Source organism: Aristophania vespae (assembly GCF_009906835.1).
Classification (GTDB): domain Bacteria; phylum Pseudomonadota; class Alphaproteobacteria; order Acetobacterales; family Acetobacteraceae; genus Aristophania; species Aristophania vespae.
The window spans coordinates 1,049,632-1,065,685 of record NZ_CP047652.1 but is presented as its reverse complement, the minus strand read 5'-3'; the positions used below and the strand labels follow the sequence as shown (position 1 = coordinate 1,065,685).

16 protein-coding genes are annotated in these 16,054 nt (G+C 43.4%); 13 read left to right on the top strand and 3 right to left on the bottom strand.

Translation table 11 applies throughout. The annotated features are described in order from the left end of the window. Nucleotides 1–19: 19 nt before the first annotated feature. The 4 genes from metG to GT348_RS04710 are packed head-to-tail and all read left to right on the top strand — an operon-like array spanning nucleotide 20 to nucleotide 3,655. Nucleotides 20–1,558 (top strand): methionine--tRNA ligase, encoded by a 1,539-nt coding sequence (gene metG / locus GT348_RS04725; RefSeq protein ID WP_160618735.1) that lies wholly within the window; start codon nucleotides 20–22, stop codon nucleotides 1,556–1,558. After that, nucleotides 1,555–2,337, top strand: coding sequence for a TatD family hydrolase (locus GT348_RS04720; protein WP_160618734.1), 783 nt, complete (start codon nucleotides 1,555–1,557; stop codon nucleotides 2,335–2,337). The genes metG and GT348_RS04720 overlap by 4 nt, the downstream gene beginning before the upstream one ends. Then, nucleotides 2,334–3,128, top strand: a complete 795-nt coding sequence (locus GT348_RS04715; protein ID WP_236646420.1) for an MBL fold metallo-hydrolase — start codon at nucleotides 2,334–2,336, stop codon at nucleotides 3,126–3,128. The genes GT348_RS04720 and GT348_RS04715 overlap by 4 nt, the downstream gene beginning before the upstream one ends. Nucleotides 3,129–3,154: 26 nt before the next feature. Further along, a complete protein-coding gene (locus GT348_RS04710) occupies nucleotides 3,155–3,655 on the top strand; it encodes a hypothetical protein (RefSeq protein ID WP_160618733.1) in 501 nt (166 codons plus the stop codon). Between the two features lie 801 nt (nucleotides 3,656–4,456). Here the strand turns inward: GT348_RS04710 and GT348_RS09170 are convergent. Both GT348_RS09170 and argH read right to left on the bottom strand, forming a co-directional pair. Next, the gene (locus GT348_RS09170) at nucleotides 4,457–4,597 is read right to left on the bottom strand and encodes a hypothetical protein (RefSeq protein WP_201740032.1); all 141 of its coding nucleotides are present in this window, start codon (nucleotides 4,595–4,597) and stop codon (nucleotides 4,457–4,459) included. Nucleotides 4,598–4,601: 4 nt separating this feature from the next. Further along, entirely contained in the window at nucleotides 4,602–6,035 is a 1,434-nt protein-coding gene (argH, locus tag GT348_RS04705) for an argininosuccinate lyase (RefSeq protein ID WP_160618732.1), read from the bottom strand. Between the two features lie 126 nt (nucleotides 6,036–6,161). Here argH and GT348_RS04700 point away from each other — a divergent pair, with 126 nt between their 5' ends. From GT348_RS04700 to GT348_RS04675, 6 genes are read left to right on the top strand one after another with little or no spacing between them, the layout of a single operon-like run. After that, the gene (locus GT348_RS04700; RefSeq protein WP_160618731.1) at nucleotides 6,162–6,932 is read left to right on the top strand and encodes an N-formylglutamate amidohydrolase; all 771 of its coding nucleotides are present in this window, start codon (nucleotides 6,162–6,164) and stop codon (nucleotides 6,930–6,932) included. Then, complete coding sequence (aroE, locus tag GT348_RS04695) at nucleotides 6,932–7,774, top strand: shikimate dehydrogenase (RefSeq protein ID WP_160618730.1); 843 nt, start codon at nucleotides 6,932–6,934, stop codon at nucleotides 7,772–7,774. The genes GT348_RS04700 and aroE overlap by 1 nt, the downstream gene beginning before the upstream one ends. A 6-nt stretch (nucleotides 7,775–7,780) precedes the next feature. Further along, complete coding sequence (coaE, locus tag GT348_RS04690) at nucleotides 7,781–8,401, top strand: dephospho-CoA kinase (protein WP_160618729.1); 621 nt, start codon at nucleotides 7,781–7,783, stop codon at nucleotides 8,399–8,401. A gap of 12 nt (nucleotides 8,402–8,413) precedes the next feature. Continuing rightward, nucleotides 8,414–9,112, top strand: coding sequence for a DNA polymerase III subunit epsilon (gene dnaQ, locus GT348_RS04685; protein ID WP_160618728.1), 699 nt, complete (start codon nucleotides 8,414–8,416; stop codon nucleotides 9,110–9,112). After that, nucleotides 9,109–10,023, top strand: a complete 915-nt coding sequence (locus GT348_RS04680; RefSeq protein ID WP_160618727.1) for a glycosyltransferase family 9 protein — start codon at nucleotides 9,109–9,111, stop codon at nucleotides 10,021–10,023. Before dnaQ ends, GT348_RS04680 begins: the two co-directional genes overlap by 4 nt. Nucleotides 10,024–10,048: 25 nt before the next feature. Next, nucleotides 10,049–11,368, top strand: a complete 1,320-nt coding sequence (locus GT348_RS04675; protein ID WP_160618726.1) for a dihydroorotase — start codon at nucleotides 10,049–10,051, stop codon at nucleotides 11,366–11,368. 4 nt (nucleotides 11,369–11,372) lie between these two features. On the opposite strand, the gene GT348_RS04670 is transcribed toward GT348_RS04675, so the two are convergent. After that, complete coding sequence (locus GT348_RS04670; RefSeq protein WP_160618725.1) at nucleotides 11,373–12,293, bottom strand: glycosyltransferase family 2 protein; 921 nt, start codon at nucleotides 12,291–12,293, stop codon at nucleotides 11,373–11,375. A 110-nt stretch (nucleotides 12,294–12,403) separates the two neighbouring features. On the opposite strand from GT348_RS04670, the gene GT348_RS04665 reads away from it, so the two are divergent. Genes GT348_RS04665 through der form a run of 3 tightly spaced genes read left to right on the top strand, consistent with a single transcriptional unit; the run spans nucleotide 12,404 to nucleotide 15,904 of the window. Further along, on the top strand, nucleotides 12,404–13,099 hold the full coding sequence (locus GT348_RS04665) for a hypothetical protein (RefSeq protein WP_160618724.1): 696 nt from the start codon (nucleotides 12,404–12,406) through the stop codon (nucleotides 13,097–13,099). Next, the gene (locus GT348_RS04660) at nucleotides 13,099–14,544 is read left to right on the top strand and encodes a PQQ-binding-like beta-propeller repeat protein (protein ID WP_160618723.1); all 1,446 of its coding nucleotides are present in this window, start codon (nucleotides 13,099–13,101) and stop codon (nucleotides 14,542–14,544) included. Before GT348_RS04665 ends, GT348_RS04660 begins: the two co-directional genes overlap by 1 nt. Beyond that, nucleotides 14,537–15,904, top strand: coding sequence for a ribosome biogenesis GTPase Der (gene der / locus GT348_RS04655; protein ID WP_236646611.1), 1,368 nt, complete (start codon nucleotides 14,537–14,539; stop codon nucleotides 15,902–15,904). Before GT348_RS04660 ends, der begins: the two co-directional genes overlap by 8 nt. Nucleotides 15,905–16,054: the final 150 nt, after the last annotated feature.

Genomic DNA, 16,054 nt, shown 5'->3' with positions numbered 1-16,054 from the left:
CAACGTAACAGGAAAAATTATGATGCGGCGCTTTACCATTACGACCCCCATTTTTTATGTAAATGGAGCACCGCATATCGGCCATGCTTACACATCTATTGCCTGCGATGTTGTTGCGCGGTTTCATCGACTTAACGGAGATGATGTTTTATTTGTCACAGGCACAGATGAACATGGCCAGAAAGTTGAACAAAGTGCCATAGCGCAAGGTCTTGCCCCGCAAGAATTTGCCGATAAAGTTTCGGCGCAATTTCGTCAAATGCAAAAAGAAATGGCCGTTTCTTCCGACGATTTTGTACGCACAACAGAAGAGCGCCACAAAAAGGCAGCACGCGCTTTATGGGAAAAAGTGGCTGAGAATGGCCATATTTATCTTGGCGCTTATGAAGGCTGGTATTCAACAAGAGATGAAGCTTTTATTGGCGAAGATGAAGTAAAGCTTCATGCTGATGGGACACGTACGGCCCCATCAGGAGCGCCTGTAGAATGGGTGCGAGAGCCTTCTTATTTCTTTAAATTGTCAGAATTTCAGGATCGTCTTCTTAAATTTTACGAAGAAAACCCCGATTTCATCGGGCCAATGGGTCCTAAAAGAGAAATTGAAGCATTTGTGCGTCAAGGCCTGCGTGATCTTTCAGTAAGTCGAACAAGCTTTAAATGGGGAATAGAAGTCCCTAATGACCCTGATCATGTCATGTATGTTTGGTTTGATGCTTTAGCTAATTACCTCACAGCTGTGGGTTACCCAGATTTAGACGCAGAAAAAGCACATTACTGGCCTGCTGATGTACATGTTGTGGGTAAAGAGATTGTTCGCTTCCATTGCATTTACTGGCCTGCTTTTTTAATGGCAGCTAATTTGCCTTTGCCTAAAAAAGTTTTCGCTCATGGTTGGTGGACCGTTGAAGGCGAGAAAATGAGCAAATCTTTGGGTAATGTACTCGACCCCAAAGCTTTATCGGACGAATTTGGACTTGATCAATTACGGTTCTTTTTAATGCGAGAAGTACCTTTTGGTGGAGATTCAAATTTTAGCCGCCGTTCAATGATGACGCGTATGAATGTTGAGCTTGCTAATGACTTAGGCAATTTAGCGCAGCGCACTTTAAGCCTTATCGCAAAAAATCTTGATGGTATTTTGCCCGATCGTGGTGAGCTGACATCTGAGGATCAAGCCATTTTACGCCAGGCTGATTTATTACCTGATTTAATGAGTGGACAAATAGAACGATTGGCAATCAGTGATGCTCTGGAAGAAGTCTGGAAGTTAATACGAGCTGCAAATGCTTATATTGATCATCAGGCTCCCTGGGCTTTGAAAAAGACTGATCAAAAACGTATGAGCGATGTGCTGCGTGTTCTTTATGATGTCATTCGCTCAATTGCGACTATGTTGCAGCCTTATATGCCTGATACCATGAGTAAAATGCTTGATCAGCTTGCAATTTTGGAAAATGAGCGTGAGTTTGCCAGCCTAAAAGTCATTATTCCAGGTGGTCGTCACTTACCAAAGCCACAAGGTCTGTTCCCTCGTTTTATTGAAGAGGAAAAGGCGTGAAAGGTTTAATTGATACACATTGTCATCTTGACCGCCTCAAAGAGATTGAACCAGCTTTGGAACTTGCTAAAGATCTGGGGCTAAGCGGTATGATTACCGTAGGTACAAGTTGGGCAGAACGGCAAAAGCAATTAGATTTATTGCGCCACGATCAAGAGTCGATGCGCATTTGGTGCTCGCTCGGGACTCATCCTGACCATGCTCACGAAGAGCCAGTTCCAAGCTGCTCAGAAATGGTATCTGACCTGGAAAAACCAGGCGTTGTTGCTATTGGAGAAACGGGGTTGGATTATTTTCATGGCAGTGAAGATAAAAAACCTCAACAAAAAGCATATTTTCGGCGTCATATTGAAGCTTCTCGTTTAACAGGATTGCCCGTTATCATTCACACGCGTATGGCTGATGAAGATATGGTGTCTATTTTGCAGGAAGAGCAGGAAAAAGGCGCTTTTCCCTTTCTGATTCATTGTTTTGCTTCAGGTGAATTTTTAGCCAAAGCCGTTTTGGAATTAGGGGGTTATTTAAGCTTTTCTGGGCTTTTAACTTTTCCCAAATGCACTGAAATTCGTGATGTAGCGCGTCAGGCTCCTGCTGATCGAATATTAGTTGAAACAGATAGTCCTTTTTTGGCCCCTGTCCCTAAAAGAGGAAAAGAAAATACGCCGGCCTATGTCCGTTTTACAGCTGAGCGCTTAGCGCAGGAACGTGGCGTCAGTTATGAAGACATTGTCGATATAACAAGAGCCAATAGTTTAAGGCTCTTTAGCAAACTCAAATGATGAAACTGACAATTTTAGGGTGCGGAAGCTCTCCTGGTGTGCCAATGATTGGAGGAGCAGAGGGAGGACCAGCCCCGGGTATTTGGGGAGATTGTGACCCCACTGAGCCACGTAATCGGCGCAGCCGTTCATCAGTGGTGATTGAAAAAGATAATTTTAGGATCTTAATTGATTGCGGGCCAGATTTTCGCTCTCAAATGTTAAATTGCGGCCTAAGCAAAATTGATGCCGTGATTATCACACATGCCCATAGTGATCATATTGCTGGCTTAGATGAATTAAGAGCAGTTAATAGAGAAATAGAACGACCTATTCCTATTTACGCCCCTAAAGAGGTCATGAAAGAAGTTAAAAGCCGTTTTAACTATGCTTTTCAACCTTGGAATGGTGAGGGATTTTTTCGTCCTGTTTTTATAGAGCATGTCATTGAGTATGATGCGCCACTTAAAATTGGTCCATTTGACGGGTGGGTTTTTACACAGCACCATGGGCGTATAAAATCTTTAGGTATTCGCTTTGAAAATTTTGCCTATTCAACTGATGTAAGTGATCTTCCTGCTCAGTCATTATCTGTTTTGAAAGATCTTGATTTATGGGTTGTGGGTTGCTTGCAATATGAGCCCCACCCAGCCCATGCCTGGGTCGCTCGTGTTTTTGAGTGGCAACAAACAGTTTTGCCAAAAAAGACGATTCTTACCCATATGGGTGAGAAAATGGATTATAATAAACTCTGCAATCAACTTCCTAAGGGGATCGAACCTGCCTGGGATGGAGAAGTTGTCGTTTTTTAGTAATCTTACAAATGACAAGGCACATTATGACTGAAGAGACATTAAATCAGTTTGAAACTTTGGAAGAGTTTGCTGAGTGGTTTTCTTCTTCCTCAAAGCTCTATCAGTTATTCTCTGTGCCATCGCAAGAATTCTATTACGCGCTAGAGAATTTGACTGCCATTACTTTATATCGCAAGGGGGCATATCAGGTTGAGCTTGTTATAGGCAAACCAGCTTCCCACAAATTTGCAACGAAATTAGTGCCTGGTCAAAAAACCATATTGAGATATTTAAGCGGCCATATTTTAAGTGAATCCGATGGCGTTGATAAAATATGGAATTCTGAAAAAGATCATATTGAATTTTTGGAAAATCTAAGAGAACAGCCACCTTTAAGCCTGGGAGAAGGGGGCATAATTACAGAAAATAGTAACCTAACCTTTTCAGTAGGAGAAAAAGGAGGGGTTGTTCTTTTTTTTACTTACAAAGAAGACAGCTATAAATCTATTTTGGAATCATTAAAGCTTGTTTCAAAAAAAGGCTAAATTGCTTCGAGGTTGCTGGCTAGATGGTGTCGCATGTCAGAAATGTTCTTCATGCTAAATATATTAGGCAGAACATAAATGATGCTGGTCTTACCCTAGTGACCTCCCTCATAGTCTAACTTTTAATGGTTTGTGTAATAAGTAAGATATTACTAACCAATAAGAAATCTTCGCCAATCTGTGGTTTTTTAATCTAGATGAATCAGCTCTGGTCTTTCTGCTTGCTAATAAGCTGACTAACCGCGGCCCTGAACTTGCTATGTGTGATTACGATAGTCTCTGTCATGATGCTCTCTACAACTAAAAAACTCTTTTACAGAGGGGGCTTGGTATGAAGCGTTCAGATTCAGTAAAAGACTAGGTACCGCTTTTTTTTCAAATTGTGGCTGGCCCAATCTGTACAGGGCAGAAAAATGCTTCTGATCGAGGAGATGAGCGGGAGTTAAAGCAGTACTTATTTACCACCGCGATTAAATCGGGCGTCATTAAGTGTAATGATTCTTAAAATTTTTGTTTTTTGTAGAAATAGTACAAATTTATACATAGTCTATGTCAATAATGATGACATATTTAGAAAAAAAAGAAAAGTTACTTCAAATATAGGTGTCTATTGCCTATAAGTAAAAAATCTAGTTGTTCTTGCTTTGGATTATAAATAAACCCAGGGCTTTGCATGAAAATTTCGCTGTAATGTAAAAAAGATTTATTACACCATCTGGAGTGGAAAGCCCATATGATGGCGTAGTAGCCTTCCGTGTGGGACATACTACACCATCTTTAAAATAAGCTAGTTTTAAAGCTTTATTCTGGCGGATAAATTTTGGGGTAAGTTATATCTTTTTTGGGGCCGGGAGGTTGCGGGGCGCCTCTCATGCCACAGGCAGCGCATATAAGTGGCAAAGAGAAAATTGCAAGAAACAATAAAGCGCGAGAAAATTTCATTTCTTTATCCTTTGGAGCTAAGGTGAGAGAGCCAATGTTCAGCTTGAGCTTTAACATTTTGAGGAGCAGTGCCTCCCACACTTGTGCGGGAAGAAAGTGAGGCTTCTACAGTGAGTACAGAAAAAACTGTTTCATTGATATGAGGTTCAACAGTTTGCATTTCTTCAAGAGAAAGATCGGCAAGATCACAATTTTTGGCTTCAGCAAGACTAACAAGCTTACCCGTAATATGGTGGGCCGTGCGGAAGGGGAGACGCAATTCACGCACAAGCCAGTCAGCTAAATCTGTTGCAGTGGAAAATCCAGCTCCAGCCAATTCTCTCATACGCTGTTCGTGAGGTTTAAGATCGCGGATCATGCCTTCCATGGCGGCAAGAGATAAGGTCATGGCGCGCGTTGCATCAAATACAGGTTCTTTATCTTCTTGTGTATCTTTTGCATAAGCGAGGGGAAGACCCTTCATGACGGTCAAAAGCCCTATAAAATCTCCCGTAATGCGGCCAATTTTGGCGCGCACCAACTCAGCGGCATCAGGGTTGCGCTTTTGGGGCATAATAGAAGACCCCGTTGTAAAACCATCAGAAAGACTGATGAAATTAAAAGCAGCAGAGGCCCACTGAACAATTTCTTCTGCCAAACGTGAAAGATGCATTGCTTGTATTGAAAGAGCAGAAAGAAACTCCAAAGCAAAGTCGCGATCTGATACAGCATCTAATGAATTAGCCGTAGGGCGATCAAAGCCAAGAAGCTCGGCAGTCATATGGCGATCAATAGGAAATGAAGTGCCTGCCAATGCTGCCGAGCCGAGTGGGCATTCATTAAGGCGCTTACGCGTATCTTCAAGCCGAGAAACGTCACGTTTTAACATTTCAACATAAGCAAGAAGATGATGACCAAATGTTACAGGCTGGGCAACTTGCAAATGCGTAAAACCAGGCATGGGCACATTATGATATGCCAAAGCCTGACGTGCCAGACAAAGCATCAGACTTTTTGTTTGCTCAATAATACCATCAATAGCTTCTCTGACCCAAAGGCGAAAATCAGTAGCAACCTGGTCATTGCGTGAGCGAGCGGTATGTAGTCTTTTTCCTGCTTCCCCAATTTTGTCCGAAAGCCGTGATTCAATATTCATATGAATATCTTCAAGAGCTTCGGAAAATTCAAAACGCCCGGCTTCAATATCAGCAGCTATTTCACCTAGCCCTTTGCGAATATCATTTTCTTCTTCTTTAGTTAAAAGCCCCACTTTGCATAACATGGCAGCGTGAGCTAAAGACCCTTGAATGTCTTGGCGCCATAATTGCTTATCAAAAGCAATAGAGGCATTAATTTCTCCCATAATAGCGGCAGGACCGCCAGAAAACCGCCCACCCCATTGCGGGTTAGCCATTTGTGAGGTGGATTGGGTGTTATTATCGGATTTGCTGTTATTCATGGGGCCCGTGATGCTGAAAAAGTGGGTTAGGAACGGTTATAATATTTGTTAAATGATCTTATCTGTTAAGAACATTTCGTTCAATTCCACTCAAAATTATTACGTCATGACGTAAAAGGAAAGAAAATGGCTTTTCTCTCAGATCGTGATCCATTGCCCTATATAAAAAGGGATGCCTTAAAAGACTCACCTTTTATTTTGGTCAGTGACCATGCAGGCCGTATCGTTCCCGAAAAATTAGGTGATATGGGGGTTAGTCGCGATGATTGGGAGAGGCATATTTCTCATGATATTGGTATTAAAGAAGTAGGGCATTATTTACATAAATTATGCGGTTCAGTACTGATAGAGCAGGTTTATTCACGTCTGGTGATTGATTGTAACCGCTCACCAGGTCATCCAACTTCAATAGCCTCTGTTAGTGACAATACTAACATTCCAGCAAATCAGTCCGTAAGTGAAGATGAAAGACGCGCCAGGGAAAGAGCCATACTACACCCTTATCATGATGTAATTGAAAGAGAGATAGATCAAAGGAAGGGTAGCGATAATATTTTAATTTCTTTGCACAGCTTTACGTCCGAAATGAACGGTTTCAAGCGCCCCTGGCATATTGGTCTGCTCCATGATCATGATCCATTAACTGCACAGATCATGATTGATATGTTAAAAGAAGATAAGACATTATGCGTGGGTGATAATGAGCCTTATATTCTCAATAGTGTAAATGATTATACAGTACCTTATCATGCAGCACGGCGGCAAATGCCTGCACTCGAAATTGAGATACGTCAGGATCTTATAGCTCACGAAACAGGTCAAAAAGAATGGGCTGAGCGCTTGGCAAATTTATTGCCGAGAGTGTGGGATGAAAGAAAAAGAAGAGGAAATCTCTAATGGATGGCAAAACGGAATTAGCAGGGCTTGTTGGTTGGCCAGTCAGTCATTCACGGTCTCCATTAATGCATCAATATTGGTGTAAAAAATATAATGTGAATGCGGCTTATGTTCCGTTAGCTGTAAAGCCAGGGCAGGTTGAAATGGCTCTGCGTGGTTTAGCTGCTTCCGGCTTTAAAGGTGTAAATGTCACTATTCCTCATAAAGAAGCCGCTTATACAATATGCGATGAATTAACGCCCACTGCTTTGCGGGCCGGGGCCGCCAATACGCTCAAATTTGTAAATGGCCGTATTATAGGTGATTGTACGGACGGAACAGGATTTTGTGAGAATGTTCTAGCGCATGGTGGGTCTATAGAAGGCACTGTCATTATTTTAGGTGCAGGAGGGGCTGCGAGAGCGATCATAGCGGCACTTTTAGATAAAGGCTGCAAAGTATTAATTGCTAACCGCTCAGTCGATAGGGCCAAGGCTCTTGTTAAAGCATTAAAAGGTGGAGACGTTATTGGTTGGGATGAGTGGCCCGCACGCTTGCCCGAAGCTAATTTACTGATTAATGGAACATCTCTAGGAATGCATGGTGCGCCAAGTCTGGACTGGCAAAAAGCTATGGCTTTGGCCCCGGCACATTTATGCGTTGCTGATATTGTTTACACACCACGAGAAACCCCTTTTATTAAGGCAGCGCAGGAGAAGGGGCTAAAAACCGTAGATGGTCTTGGTATGCTTATTTATCAGGCTATTGAAGGTTTTCATTTATGGTTTGGTGTTAAGCCAGAGCTTGATGATGAATTGATTGAGCGCCTCAATGCCGATCTTAATAAGCAAAGTGACCATTAAGACGTCATGTATGTCATAGGATTAACAGGGGGAATGGCAGCGGGCAAAAGCACCGTAGCCTCCTGTTTCCGTTATTTCCATGTTCCAGTATTTGATGCTGATTTATGTGTGCGGAATTTGCAAAAGCCACATGGGAAATCTTTACCTAAAATAGAAAAAGCATTTCCCGGTGTCGTGCATAATAATCAATTGGATCGTGAGAAATTGCGCACACTCATTGCACGCGATCCTAAATTGTTGCGACGGCTGGAAAAAATCATACATCCTTTAGTACGTAAAGAACGCAAAGATTTTGTTCATTCATGTCGAAGACAGGGGGCTAAATTATGCGTTCTTGATATTCCACTTTTGTGGGAAACGGGCGCTCAAAGAGACTGTGATCTCGTTATTGTGGCTTCGGCTCCATTAAGAATTAGACTTAAGCGTTTGCAAGACCGTTTTGAAAAACAAAAGAAAATGACCCCGAAAGAGGCACTTAAGCTGATGTCTCGGCAATTGCCAGAGGCCATAAAATCTCACAGGGCCGACATTATTATAAAAACAGGCCTTTCTATGGGAGAAACAATGAAGCAAGTGTCTTACCTTATTAAAATTTTACATGATTCTCGTTTATATAATTCTGTTTGAGGCCTAAATATTATGACACGCTCTATTCTTTTTGATACTGAAACGACTGGCTTGGATCCAGATTTAGGCGATCGTGTCATTGAAATAGCGGCTCTTGAGCTTGAAAATGATTTGAGAACTGGCCGTAATTTTCATGTTTTGATTGACCCGGAGCGTGATATTCCTGCCGAAGCAACCCGAGTTCATGGTTTTAAACGCGAAGATTTATTGGGTAAGCCAAAATTTGCCGAAATCGCAGATCAGTTTTTAGAATTTATTGGCGATGATAAAATGATCGCCCATAATGCGCCCTTCGATTTTAAATTCATTAATGCTGAATTAAAACTCTGTGGCCGCTCACCCCTAGATTATAAAAGCCGTGCTATTGATACTGTCATCATGGCACGGAAAAAATATCCTGGTATGCCTGCAAGCCTGGATGCACTCTGTCGACGTTTTGGTATAGATCTATCTGAACGTGGAACACATAACGCGCTACTTGACTGCCGTTTATTATCAGACGTTTATGTAGAGCTAATTGGTGGACGACAAAGGGGGTTAGGACTAGCAGGTTTAGAGACCAGAACAACTGGTTCCACAGGACAAAAAAGAACTCCAGTAAATTATGACCGAACCCCGCGTCCTATGGCTGAACCCGATCAGGAAAGTTTAGCGCGTCATGCTGCTTTTTTGGCAACCATAACCGACCCTCTTTGGCTTAAAGAAGGATGAAAATCCTTTTTATAGGCTCTCACAGATTAGGTGATGCTGTCATATCAACAGCATTATTGGCTGCTCTTTTAAAGCGTTATCCAACTGCGAAATTTACGATTATATGTAGCCCAAATATTGAGCCATTATTTGAAGCTTTTCCTAATTGTGAAAGATTAATTCCTTTAGAAAAACAAAAGCATAATCGTCACTGGTTAGAGCTTTGGAAACAGACCGTGCTTCACCGCTGGTCCATGGTGGTTGATCTGCGATCATCACTAGTCAGTTTGGGGCTTTGGAGCCAAAAACGCTTTATTGTTAAAGGGGGGCGAAGAGCTGGTCTGAAAATTGCCCAACAGGCACAGGCGCTCGGTTTTTCCTCTTATGAATATCCACGCGTCTGGCTTAAAAAAGAGCGTTATGAAGTGGCACGAGCTTTATTGTCGCAAAATGACAAGTGGGTTGCTTTAGCACCAACTGCCGGTACAGCCTATAAAATATGGCCACCCGAAAATTTTGCCCATATAGGAAGGCTTTTTTCAAAGCGCGGTTATAAAATTATCATATTTTATGGTGCCGGAACTGAAGAATATAATAGAGCTGAACCGCTCTTAAAGGCTTTACCACAAGCCTTTGATTTTGGTGGTGGAAAGGTCTTATCTGAAGTGGCTGCTTGTTTATCTTATTGTAGTCTTTTTATTGGGAACGATTCTGGTTTGATGCATCTTGCAGCCTCTTTGGCTGTGCCAAGTTTGGGGCTTTTTGGACCGAGCAAGGCCTCTCAATATGCACCATCAGGCCCTTATGCCATGGCACTTTCTGCTCCCGGGTGTGAAGGGGAGGGAAATATGAAGCATATTTCTATCGCCAATGTTATCGAAAAAGCAGAATCTTTGCTTTCACAATCAGTTAAAATTAATAGTTCTTCTTAAAATCAGGGAGCAGGAGATTAAGTTAATGCATTATGATTTGATCATACGTAATGGAAAATGTGTTTTCCCCTGGGGAGAGGGGCAAGCGAATATAGGTGTGAAAAACGGGCGTATCGCTTCTCTTACCGTAACATCGCAAGATGAAGCTGATGAGATCATTGATGCAACGCATTTATATGTCCTACCTGGCTTGATCGATTCTCACGTTCATCTTCGTGATCCGGGTAAACCTGAAGTCGAAACGATAGAAACAGGTACACGTGCTGCTGCTCTCGGTGGGGTGGCAACGGTATTTGATATGCCAAATACAAACCCCGCTGTTACCGATTCTGCCATGCTAAAATGGAAGAGGGAGCATATAAATAACGTCGCTAATATTGATGTTGGTATATATATCGGTGCGACTCGTGAAAATACACCGCAATTAGCGGCCCTGGAAGAAGAGCCTGGCGTTTGTGCGGTCAAAGTCTTTGCCGGGTCTTCAACCGGAAATCTTATGATTGAAGATGACGCAAGCATAGAAGCCGTTTTGCGTTCAGGGCGTCGTCGAGTAGCATTTCATTCAGAAGATGAATATCGCTTGCAGGAAAGAAAGCCTCTTTTCCACAAAGGGCAACCATATGCCATGCATGCTGAGTGGCGAGATGCAGAATGTGCTTTCCGTGGCACAAAACGCATTGTAGCTCTAGCCCATAAAACCGGCCGTCCTGTCCATATTTTGCATGTCTCTACAGCTGAAGAACTCGAATTTTTAGCTCAGCATCGTGATGTAGCCTCTACCGAGGTGTTAGCAAATCACCTCACACAAGTGGGACCAGAATGTTATGAGCGTTTGGGAGGGCTTGCCGTTATGAATCCTCCTATTCGTGACGCTCACCATCATGCCGCTATTTGGGCTGCTCTGCTTGATGGGCGCATTGATGTTGTATCATCAGATCATGCACCTCATCCCCTTGGTGCGAAAAGACAGCCATGGCTTGAATGTCCGTCCGGACTAACAGGTGTGCAAACAATTGTTCCTTTAATGCTTAATCACATTAACGAAGGCAGATTAACGCTTACTCATCTTGTTGACGTTATGGCAGCAGGACCGGCACGCATTTATGGCGTTCCTACCAAAGGGCGTTTGGGGGTTGGTTTTGATGCTGACTTTACCTTGGTTGATCTTAAAAAAGAGCGGACAATCACAAATGACTGGATTGCCTCTCCAGTAGGGTGGACTCCTTTTGATGGCACAAAAGTAAAAGGATGGCCTGTTGCGACAGTCGTTCGTGGCAATATTGTTATGAAAGATGATGAAATTATTTCCAACAATAAAGGGAAAATTGTTTCATTCCTTCCATAAATAATTATGGAAGTTCTCTGCCCTCTAAAAAGCCATGCATAAGATAATGGCAAAGGGGGCCGGGGCCATAATGATGCGTATCGGGATGGCGTTTAAGATATAAATTGGCATCCCATAGGCGCACTCCTTTGGGGGTGCGTAAAATAACGCTATTTCCTTCAAAAAAGAGCTGCACTTCTTTTTCGTAAATAGCTCCATACTCTTTTTCGGTTAAAAGAAGAGACCGGACTAAATGCCCTCCAGGCAGAGCGAGTCTTTCTCGTTCACGCAATTTTTCAATATCATTAACATCTTCAATTTCTAAACTTAATTTAGCACGAGAATAATTTTGCATCTCGTGATAAGGGCGATTGTGATGATGAAAATAAGTAAATTTTGTTGGAAGTTGGCCAGCAATTTCCATTGAACTAGGAAAATGGTGACCGTCATCAATGACAGCCCCACAGCGTGAGGGAACAAAACCTTTTGGAAAATGGCGATTAGGGGAATACCAGCCTTTTTTCTCAGGAACATTAAAAAGTGAGGGTGAAATAGCAAAAGCCCCGCGATGGGATTTCAAGGCTGCAAATTCAGCAAGAATGGTATTTTTTTCTATAGAAAGACCCTCTGGAGTAAAAATTCCCAGAATTTCGTCGCAATCAACAGGAATCGCAAAATCGTACTCTTCGTCATGATCCAGAGCATGGATCAAGGCTGTAAGATGTCGTCCTTTATGTTGAAAATCTTCAGGGTTTGTGAGGTTTCTCTCTATGACGGCCCCGCGATATTCTGCTTCATTAAGCAAGGAGAGGGTTAAAGGATCTGTAGAGCCATTATCCAATATAATGAGATTTGGTATGCCAAAGATTGCGCCATAATGAGCTAACCAGCGTGCTAAAGCCGGTCCTTCATTTTTTTGCATCATGATAATTTTAATAGTCAGCATAGCCCCAAAACCCGTTTTTCTTACTGAATAATGGTATAGGTTATTTGCTGGAAAGGAAATGTCACGTATGCTTGCACCAATTTGACAGACTGATCCAGCAGGAAAGCAGCGTGACGGACGATTTTATCCAAGAGATGAACGAGGAGCTCCGTAATCAGCGCCTCAAGGCAGCAGCGCAAAAATACGGCGTTGTAGCAGTGGTTCTATTAATCCTGGCCGTTATTGGCGGGGGGGTATGGCTATGGGAGAACCATAATTTAAAGGTTGCCCAGCATAGAGCCTCGGAGCGTTATTTCGAAGCGCTGCGTTTTTTAGATAATCATTCTGAAAGTAATAATTCAGATAATGTTGGTCTAAAAAAGAAAGCAGAAGCGATTCTCACAAATCTGGCTGATAATTCACCCGAAGGCGTGAAAAGTTACGCTCAAATGAGATTAGCTGACCTTAAAGAGCAAGAGGGAGATCAGCAGGCTGCTCTTGAGCTTTGGAATAAAGTACAAAAAAATAAAAAAGCTGATTCTGCGCTTAAAAACCTAGCTTCCTATCTTTCGCTCAATTCTCAATTCAGCAAATTAGCAGCTGATGATTTGCGTCAGGGATATCAAAAATTGATTCAGCAGGGAGGGAGTTGGGCCTCTCTGGGAAGAGAAGGATTGGTGGCACTTGACCTCCAGTCAGGCTCTACGGCAGAGCAACATAAAGAAGCCAAGAGATTACTGGTAGAAATCCAGTCTTCACCAGATTCGAGCGATGCTTTACGCCAGCGGGCAAATTTATTAATAAAAACTTTGGGAGATGTTGAGTAATGCGTGATTTTCCTCACCATAATGATAAAGAAAAACTCTCTCAAAATGATCAAAAGCCCAAGACTGGAACGTCTTTCTTTAATCGTCGTGAACTCTTAAAAGTCGCTTTTTCAGGCAGTGCTCTTACAGCCCTTGCTGGTTGTGGAATTTTCAGCACTGATGATAAAAAGCCCGCTATTCGTGGTCATCGCCTTGATGTGTTGTCTACAGGTGCTGGTCTGAGAGTTGATCATCATGAGACCATGCCTATTTCCCTTCCTCCTGTACAAGAGGTGCATGAGTGGAAAATGGATGGTCGCGTAGCATCTCACCAGGCTGTTAACGCTAAGTGGCATGGCGGAACAAAACTTCAATGGAATAGGTCTATCGGGGCTGAGGTTGACCCTGTTAGTTTTCTTTCCTGGGTGCTGATTACACCTAATAATCGGGGTGCTCTTCAGTCTCCTCCTCTCATTGCGAATGGACGCCTTTTTGTAACAGATGCCCAAGGGGTTGTTCGTGCATTTAGCTGGCCAGAGCGCGAGTTATTATGGCGCCGTCAGCCTGCAAAACATACACGTTCTACTAATCTTGGCGGGGGAATCGCCTTAGAGGGCGATACGCTCTATATCGTTGATGGTGTTGCACAGGCTTTAGCTGTAGATGCAGCAACGGGACGCATTAAATGGACGGCAAATATTGTTACTCCCGGTCGTTCAGCTCCTACAGTAAAAAATGGACTTGTCGTCTTTACAACCATAGATCAGCGTCTTTACGCGCTTGATGCTAAAACGGGTCGTCAGATATGGACCTATCAGGCTACTGATATCAATACAGGCTTATTTGGTGCTGCAGCACCGGCTATTGTTGATGGCATCATACTCGCTGGTTTTGGAAGCGGAGAGCTTGTTGCCTTGCGTGCTACATCAGGCGAGCTAGTCTGGAGTGACAGCTTGGGCGGCGGTAACGGGCGCGGGGCCATGCTTGACTTTGCCTGTATCCGTGGGGCCCCTGTCATCAAAGACGGGACAGCTTATGCGGTTTCAATGTCTCAGGTTATGGTTGCTATTGATTTGCGTTCAGGTCGTCGCCTCTGGGAGCGTGAAGTCAGCAGTCAAAACCCGCTTTGTGTTTGTGGAGACTGGCTATTTGTTCTTTCATTAGATCAACAATTAGCCTGTCTTGACCGTATTTCTGGTCGCGTCCGCTGGATTACCCAGCTTCGCCGCTTTGAAAATCAGAAAAAACAAAAAGGTTCAGTTGAGTGGGTTGGGCCTCTATTAGCCAATAATAAACTTGTTTGCTTCTCTTCTCTTCCCAAAAACGGTATGGTCGTTATCGATGCTGCGACGGGCAAGGTAGAGCAAATGAACTCTATTCCGGCCTCGTGCCAAGTACAACCAATTATATGTGATGGAAGCGTTCTGACGTTAAGTCAGGATGGGGTATTGCGTGCCTATAGCTGAAAAAAATTCTTCAATAAGGCGCCCTGTAGTTGTTATTGCAGGGCGCCCTAATGTTGGTAAATCTACATTATTTAATCGGCTTGTAGGCCGGCGCCAGGCTATTGTCTCTGACGAACCAGGCGTTACGCGTGATCGTAAAGAAGGTGAAGCCCTGGTGAGGGGGCGTCACATCCGTCTGATTGATACGGCAGGGTTAGAAGAAGCTGCTCCAGAAACTTTATTTGGCCGTATGAGATCTTCATCAGAACAAGGTGTAGCGCAGGCTGATCTTGTTGTGTTTTGCATAGATGCACGCGCTGGCATCACACCTATAGATGCTCATTTTGCATCTTGGCTTAGAAAACAGAACCGCCCTGTTTTGTTAGTTGCCAATAAGGCAGAGGGCAAAGCTGGCACCGAGGCCGCGCTCGAAGCTTATTCTCTTGGATTAGGCACTCCATTAGCTCTTTCAGCTGAACATGGGGAAGGGCTTGCTGATCTTATGAGTGAGATCGTAGCACGCCTTCCTAAAGAGGAAGATAAAGAGGAATCTGAGCAAGAAAGTCCTCTACGTTTAGCAATTGTTGGACGTCCTAATGCAGGAAAATCTACGCTTCTTAACAGTCTGCTAGGTGAAGAGCGTATGATTACCGGCCCCGAAGCCGGATTAACCCGAGATGCTGTTAGCGCTTTTATCAGAGATGATGAAGGGCTTATCGAGATTGTTGATACAGCGGGAATGAGAAAACGGTCTCGTGTTGATAAAGGCCTTGAGCGCATGTCAGTTTCTGCGTCGATTGAGGCCCTGAAAATGGCTGAAATAGTCATTTTAGTGCTTGATGCGACACGTGGCGTTGACGAACAGGACCTGCAAATAGCACGATTAATTGAACGTGAAGGGCGCGGCTGTGTACTAGCGCTTAATAAGTGGGATGCTGTAGAGAACCACCAGAAGGTTCGGACGGCTATAACAGACCGCATAGAGTCTTCTCTTGCGCAAATGCGTGGTATTTCGGTTGTGCCCTTTTCGGCATTAACGGGAGCTGGCCTTCATCGCCTCCTTCCAGCTGTTAGAAGAGTTAGCCAAATATGGAATGCTCGCGTCGGTACAAGTGATTTAAATCGTTGGTTTGAGGAGGCTCTTGAACGGCACCAACCGCCATTGGTTGATGGACGGCGTCTAAAATTACGCTATATCACGCAGGTTAAATCTCGGCCTCCGACCTTTATTATTTTTGGAACAAGAGTTGAGAAACTGCCAGATAGTTATAAGCGTTACCTCATTAATGGCATTAGGGAGACATTTCATCTTCCTGGCACCCCTATAAGGCTGCAATTAAGAGGGACACGTAATCCATTTGCCAATCAGGACCAGAAATAAGACGTTCAAACAGTCTTAAAACTGGTAGACGGAGTCGTTTAAGCTAGGGTATGTCAGTCCTCAATACTATTGTCTTGGGATAAGAAAGTAATGAGTACGCATAAACCTACTAACGGTGGAGTGGACCTTCATCAAGGCGGCAAAGGGAGA